This is a genomic window from Falsiroseomonas oryziterrae, from assembly GCF_021864505.1.
Taxonomy (GTDB): Bacteria; Pseudomonadota; Alphaproteobacteria; order Acetobacterales; family Acetobacteraceae; genus Falsiroseomonas; species Falsiroseomonas oryziterrae.
Window position 1 is genome coordinate 1 of sequence record NZ_JAKJIB010000406.1, and the last position, 3,184, is coordinate 3,184.

At 71.5% G+C, this 3,184-nt stretch carries 5 protein-coding genes; 2 read left to right on the forward strand and 3 right to left on the reverse strand.

All coding sequences use genetic code 11. The annotated features are described in order from the left end of the window. Positions 1 to 373 (reverse strand): sulfite exporter TauE/SafE family protein (locus L2I40_RS21015; RefSeq protein ID WP_237217126.1); only part of this gene is annotated, 373 nt, incomplete at its 3' end. A gap of 83 nt (positions 374 to 456) precedes the next feature. Between L2I40_RS21015 and L2I40_RS21020 the strand changes: the two genes are divergently transcribed. Beyond that, the gene (locus tag L2I40_RS21020) at positions 457 to 1,278 is read left to right on the forward strand and encodes a sulfite exporter TauE/SafE family protein (RefSeq protein WP_237217128.1); all 822 of its coding nucleotides are present in this window, start codon (positions 457 to 459) and stop codon (positions 1,276 to 1,278) included. Positions 1,279 to 1,344: 66 nt separating this feature from the next. Beyond that, positions 1,345 to 1,608, forward strand: coding sequence for a hypothetical protein (locus L2I40_RS21025; RefSeq protein ID WP_237217129.1), 264 nt, complete (start codon positions 1,345 to 1,347; stop codon positions 1,606 to 1,608). A gap of 81 nt (positions 1,609 to 1,689) precedes the next feature. Here the strand turns inward: L2I40_RS21025 and L2I40_RS21030 are convergent, their stop codons facing one another. Both L2I40_RS21030 and L2I40_RS21035 read right to left on the reverse strand, forming a co-directional pair. Then, entirely contained in the window at positions 1,690 to 2,478 is a 789-nt protein-coding gene (locus L2I40_RS21030) for a lipase family protein (protein WP_237217132.1), read from the reverse strand. 77 nt (positions 2,479 to 2,555) lie between these two features. Then, a partial coding sequence (locus tag L2I40_RS21035; RefSeq protein WP_237217134.1) for an ABC transporter permease subunit occupies positions 2,556 to 3,184 on the reverse strand: 629 nt, incomplete at its 5' end.

Consider the following 3,184-nt stretch of genomic DNA (forward strand, 5'->3'; position numbering starts at 1 on the left):
GGCCGGGGCGCGCCTGCCACAGCGCACGCGCCAGGAAGGCGAGCGCGATCGCGCCGACCATCAGCTTCACCGCCTGGTCGCTCATCAGCCCGAAGACCGCGGTGCCGAGCGCGATGCCCGCCAGCCCGCCGGGCAGCACGGCGCGGAGTTCGCGCGCGCTCCACTTCCCCCACCAGGCGCGGAGGCCGGAGATGTCCATCGCACACAGCACCGGCAGCGCGATGCCGGCGGCCTGTGGCGCGGGGATGGCCAGCGCCATCAGCGGCACCGCGACATTGCCCGCGCCGGAGGCGAAGCCGCCCTTGCTGATGCCCGAAAGCAGGAAGGCGGGGATCGCGAGCCCCCAGAACAGCGGGTCAGCAATGATCGGCACGCGGGGTGACGTCCTCGGGATGGATGTTTATGTCACCGCCCCTGACCTTCTGAAACTGGGCAGGTGCGCGCGCGATGGAGTTCATGGCCGATCCATTCTGGCTGGCGGGCCTGGCGCTGGCCATGGCGGCGACCGGGCTGATCTCCGGCCTGCTGGCGGGGCTGCTCGGCGTGGGTGGCGGCATCGTGATCGTGCCGGTGCTGTTCAACGTCTTCCCGCTCTTCGGCATTCCCGAATCGGTTCAGATGAAGCTCGCGGTGGGCACCAGCCTCGCGACCATCATTCCGACCTCGATCCAGTCGGCGCGCAAGCACTTCGCCAAGGGCACGATGGATGTCGCGCTGCTGAAGAGCCTGGCGCCTTCGATCGCGGCGGGCGTGCTGCTGGGGACGGCGCTGGCGGTCGTGCTGCGCGGCGACGCGCTGACGGTGGTCTTCGCGCTGGTGGCGCTGGCGGTCGCGGCGAACATGGCGCTGACGGGCGTGGATTGGCGCCTGCGCGAGAGCTTCCCGACCGGCGCGCGCCGGCACGGCATCGGCGGCGGGATCGGTGCGGTCAGCGCGATGATGGGCATTGGCGGCGGCACGGTCGGCGTGCCGATCCTTTCGGCCTTCGGCGCGCCGATCCGCGCGGCGGTCGCGACGGCGAGCGCCTTCGGCATCATCATCTCGATCCCGGCGACGGCAGGCTTCGTCTATGCGGGCTGGGGCAATGCGCTGCTGCCGCCCTTCTCGGTCGGCTACGTGAACCTGATCGGCGTGACGCTGATCGTGCCGGCGAGCCTGCTGGCGACGCCGTGGGGCGTGAAGCTGGCGCACAGCATCCCGCCGCTGCTGCTCAAGCGGGTCTTCGCCGCCTTCCTGCTGGTGACGGCGGTGCGGATGGGGTGGAGCCTGGTGACCTGATCCGCTTGTCGAGGGGCTGATCGCGGCGCAACATCGTTGCGTCCGCGACAATGGGGGCCTTCTTCGATGCGTCTGCGTGCCGCCTTCGCCCTGATGGGCGTATACCTCCTGTCCGGCCCGGCGCTCGCGCAGGGGACGCCGGCGACGGTCTACTGCGTGAACGATCGGATCCTGGTGGAGCGCTCGACCATCCCGCAGATCCAGACGCGCTTCGCCAACCGCGCGACGATCTGCATCATCGGGCCGAGCTTCGACTTCCAGCCCGACGGCGTGACCTGGGTGCGCAACAACCTGCGCGCCGCGCCGGGCGACCGCTGCTCCTGTCGCTGAGGCAGGCCGGCCCCCATTATCCCTTGGCCGGCGCCGCAACGGCGCGGCATCGGGCTGCAAGCGTGGCGGTGTGACGATCCGTCAGGCGGCGCGCTGTCCCGCGCCGGCGCTGAAGACGCGGGACGCCCCCACGGCCATGTAGTTCCCGGCGGAGAGGTCGGCGACCGTGCTGGAGATGCTGTGCGCATCCATCAGCACACGACTCGTGCGAAGCGTGATCGTCTCGCCGATCCGATTGCCGAGGCACGTGGTAGCGTTGATCGGGTCGTTGACGGCGACGATGTTGGTGACCTGCGCGCGGCCGAGAGCGAAGCCGAGCTGGGAGGTGGCCGGCGCATTGCAGGTCACGGAGCGCAGGCCAAGATGGCAGGCAATCATCGAGGCGAGGCCGCCTCCGAGCGAATGGCCGGTGACGGCCACGCGGCCGCGCATGCGCTGCGCATACCACATGCCCTGGCGGGCGAGTTCCTCGGCGCCGCGGAACTGCTCCCGCAGCATGAGGAGGCCGTTGCGGTCGAGCCGGCTTGCCCCGGCTCCCAGGTATCGCATCGCACCGCCGGCGATCTGCCCGGCCGACCCGAAATGCTGCGCCGCCGAGCCGGCCGCGCTCATCATCGTGCCGACCCTGCCCAGGGCGCCGGCGCCGAAGCCGATGTCGGCGATGAGATCCTCGGACGTCTCGGGCTCGGTGCCCGCGAAGGCGATGACGATGTCCACGCCGGTCCCTGTGGCGAAGCTGAAGTAGCTGCCCTTGAAGCCGCTCGCGAGGTCTCCGTAGAAGGCGCGCGTGAAGTTCGGCCCGACGGGGGTGTCCACGCTGTAGGCCGCTTCGGCGCAGCGAGCACAATCAAGATACGTCAGATCCGGCATGTCGGTCCCCGATCGCGCGAACAATTCGTTGCGTGGATGGGTCAAGTCAAGATGAATGCGAAGCCTCGGCGGATGGCCTAGGGGCGCCAGGGGAGCGTGCCGCCGGGCAGGCGGCGCGCCGCCAGCGTCGCGGCGGCCATCAGCAGCGCCATGAGCAGCAGCGCCAGGCACGACACCGCGGCGGCGAGCGGCGATTGGCCGCTCTCCTGCAGGCCGAAGACCAGCACGCCGAGCGTCTGCGTGCCCGGCCCGTAGAGCAGCGAGGAGACGGTGACCTCGTTCACCGCCGTCAGCGCGACGAGGATGCCGCCCGCGGCGAGCGCGGGCGCGAGCGGCGGCAGTTGCACGCGCAGCATCCGGCGCAGCAGCCCCGCCCCCATGCCGCGCGCTGCGTCGTCGAGCGTGGGATCGAGCCGCGCCGCGGCGGCCGCGACCGGGCGCAACGCCAGCGCCTGGAAGCGCGTGAGATAGGCGAAGAGGATCAGCCCGAGCGTGCCGTAGAGCGCGCCGCCGCCGGGCAGCGACAGCACGACGAGGATCGCGGCGACGCCAGTGCAGGCGCCAGGCAGCGCATAGGGCAGGTCGGTGCCCGCCGAGGCGGCGCGCACGATCCGCGCGCGCATCGCGAGCGCCACCGGCAGCGCGGCGGCGGCCAGCAGGAGCGCCGCGCCGAAGGACAGCGCCAGCGAATTGCCGAAGGCCGCGG